The following is a 2,111-nucleotide window of genomic DNA, read 5'->3' on the forward strand; positions in this document are numbered from 1 at the left end:
TGTAGTCGACGACGGTCATCATGCCGCTCGCCATGTGATAGAGGTGATGGCAGTGGAACGCCCATGTGCCTGGGTTGGCGGCATCGAACGCCACCGTCACTTGCACGGGGCGGGACCATCATGTCGGATCGCCGCGGAGCCATGATTATGTTCTGCGGCCCACTGCGGAGCCGCGGCCGAATTGGCATGGCTGGAAAGGACAGTGGTGAACGCCATCAGCAAGGCGAGGCAGACGGCGAGCCAACGCGAACCGTCGAATCCTGACGAGCGCTCCATTGAACGGCCAAGCCTTGGTCGGATGCCTTTCCGATCCACAATCAAACCTCCAAGCAACGGCGAACGCCATCTTGAGGTTAATCATATCCCAGAGACGTGAGCCGGGATTTGTTCCAGATCAAAGGGCTCAAGGCTCTGGAAAGAGTTCGGTGGTTTTTCCTGAAGACCAATAGATCAGCAACCCGAGCCATTCGTGCGCGGCCAGATCGGCGGCTGAGAGGCCGGCTGCAGCGGTCCCTGTCGGCCGCCAGAGGTCGGCCTTGCCCCGCGTCCGATAGTCCACCGGGTAAGCGGCAACAGCAAACCCGACGGCGCGGAAACAGGCCATGGCTCGAGGCATGTGGCTCGCCGACGTCACCAACAGCCAGAGTTCCCCGGGTTTCGGCTGGATGGCCGCCTTGCTCTCGACCGCGTTCTCGCACGTCGTGCGCGATCGTTCTTCCATTTCGATACGCTGGGCCGGCACGCCGAGCATTACGAGAATATCGCGGGCAACCTGCATTCCGTGGTTTGGTTGTGGCTGATGATATGGTTTGAGCCGCCCGAGAGGAATATGCGGGCATCCGGATATCGCCTGCTGAGATCCACGGCTTCGGTCAGCCGTTCTCCCGCCTCGTTCATCGCCAGAGTTTGACGATCGACGCTGACATGGGTGTCGACCGCCCCACCGAGCACGACGATGCCGGCCACGGGCCCGTTGATGACAGGTTTTGGAAAGCGATTTTCCAATGCAATCAATGCGGCCATCCCTAAAGGGCTCCAGCCGCAAATGGCCAGCAGCAGCGCCGAGCCGATGAGACACGTTCGGCTGAGCTTCCGCCAGCCGAACGGAGCTGTGGCCACCCCGATCAATGCGAGGATGGCGATCAGGTTGGACGGAAGGAGAAAGATCTCTATGAGCTTGGAGGCGATGAAGGACATCAGACGCCGACCCCCGATCCGGCAGCAGGGAGTTTACCCGTCCCAATGACCATGCAGAGCCCAATTGCGCGCTGGCACCCCGCCATCAGATTGCTCCACTGGCTCATGGTGGCGGCCCTGGCCTGGCAGGCTGTCGTCGCCCTCGGCCCTATGAAGGGGGTGGGCGTGACCGCGATGACCTGGCTTCCCACACACATTTCCATCGGCGTGACGGTATTCTCCATCCTTGTCCTGCGGTTGGTCGTTCGTGCCGTCACCAAGGCTCCCGTCCGGCCAGCGCATTGGCTTGTGCGATCGGTGGGCGCTTCGGTTCATGCCTGCTTGTACGGCCTCATTATTTCCGTCGTGATAACGGGCTGGCTCGCTTACCGCCCGATGCCCCTGATGCCTCCGGGCTCGCCTTTTCGGATTGCTCTCGATACCGCGAGCGCCGAACGTCGCGGGTCTGACCGCCCGGGACTTCATTGCGATCCATGGCACGCTGTTCTGGACGCTCGCCACGCTCGTCGGGCTGCACATCCTGGCCGCGCTGATCCACTCGGTCCTGTTTCGCGACGGAATTTTGAAGGGGATGCTTTTCGGCCGCTGAATTGGCGAACAATGCGCTCCTGCAGCAAAAGTCTATTAGATGGATCGCACTGCGAACTGTCTGCAGACGGCCCCGAACACGACATCGCTGCTTTGCGCCTCTTGTGAGCCGTATAGGCGAGCTTAACAATTGCCCGGCAGCAGGCATTTCAAGCGACGCTTAGCTCGAGCCGTGCTGTCTAATCTGGGCAGCGGCTATAGCGCCGGCTGGGCGAACGCCTTCGAGGAGACCGTGCGCAAATCCTACGTTACGCAAACTTGTCTTGGCGCGTCTGAAAAGAGCACGCCTGTGGTCGACAAGTCCGGCTAGCCAAAGGTTGGCCGGC

The 2,111-nt window shown here is 61.1% G+C and carries 3 protein-coding genes and 2 pseudogenes; 2 read left to right on the forward strand and 3 right to left on the reverse strand.

Translation table 11 applies throughout. The features are described 5' to 3' along the window. The 3 genes and pseudogenes from E5X34_RS32460 to E5X34_RS32470 form a co-directional block, all read right to left on the reverse strand. Positions 1-103 (reverse strand): annotated as a pseudogene (locus E5X34_RS32460) (multicopper oxidase domain-containing protein); the annotation flags it as partial. A 300-nt stretch (positions 104-403) separates the two neighbouring features. After that, the gene (locus E5X34_RS32465) at positions 404-778 is read right to left on the reverse strand and encodes a YdcF family protein (RefSeq protein WP_292573283.1); all 375 of its coding nucleotides are present in this window, start codon (positions 776-778) and stop codon (positions 404-406) included. Continuing rightward, a complete protein-coding gene (locus tag E5X34_RS32470) occupies positions 751-1,197 on the reverse strand; it encodes a hypothetical protein (RefSeq protein ID WP_292573286.1) in 447 nt (148 codons plus the stop codon). Before E5X34_RS32470 ends, E5X34_RS32465 begins: the two co-directional genes overlap by 28 nt. 105 nt (positions 1,198-1,302) lie before the next feature. Here E5X34_RS32470 and E5X34_RS32475 point away from each other — a divergent pair. Next, positions 1,303-1,527: pseudogene (locus E5X34_RS32475) on the forward strand (cytochrome b); the annotation flags it as partial. A 79-nt stretch (positions 1,528-1,606) separates the two neighbouring features. Further along, positions 1,607-1,786 carry a cytochrome b/b6 domain-containing protein gene (locus E5X34_RS32480; protein WP_292573289.1) on the forward strand — a complete coding sequence of 60 codons (180 nt, stop codon included), beginning with the start codon at positions 1,607-1,609 and terminating at the stop codon, positions 1,784-1,786. The last annotated feature ends 325 nt before the right edge of the window (positions 1,787-2,111 follow it).

Source organism: Mesorhizobium sp. (assembly GCF_004963255.1).
Classification (GTDB): Bacteria; Pseudomonadota; Alphaproteobacteria; order Rhizobiales; family Rhizobiaceae; genus Mesorhizobium.